1 protein-coding gene is annotated in these 400 nt (G+C 62.2%); it reads right to left on the reverse strand.

Annotated features, from left to right (window positions below; genetic code table 11):
• Positions 1–9: 9 nt before the first annotated feature.
• The coding region (locus GOALK_RS15500) for a transposase (protein WP_006359779.1) at positions 10–400 on the reverse strand (391 nt) is incomplete at its 5' end.

Here is a 400-nt window from a genome sequence, read left to right on the forward strand (position 1 = left end):
GAGATGGTCCTATAGCTTGTCCAGTGCTCCGAGGTCGGTGGTGAGGTCTTTGAAGACTTCGCGGGCGACGTAGCGTTTGAGGCAGCGGATGATGTCTTTCTTCGTTTTGTGTTCGGCGGAACGGCGTTCGACGTAGGCGCGGGTGGGTGGATGGTTTTTCATCCGGCCGACCACGATCATGTGCAGGGCACTGTTGGCTTGCCGGTCACCACCTCGGTTGAGTCGGTGACGATGGGTTTTGCCCGAGGAAGCCGGTAGTGGGGCGACGCCGACGAGTTTGGCGAAGGTCGCTTCGCTGCGCATCCGGTCGATGTTTTCCCCGACGGTGATGACCAGGCGGGCGGCGGTGACCGGCCCGATGTGCGGGCGTGCAAGCAGGGTGGGAACCATCGTGGTCAGC

The organism is Gordonia alkanivorans NBRC 16433, from assembly GCF_000225505.1.
Lineage (GTDB): Bacteria > Actinomycetota > Actinomycetes > Mycobacteriales > Mycobacteriaceae > Gordonia > Gordonia alkanivorans.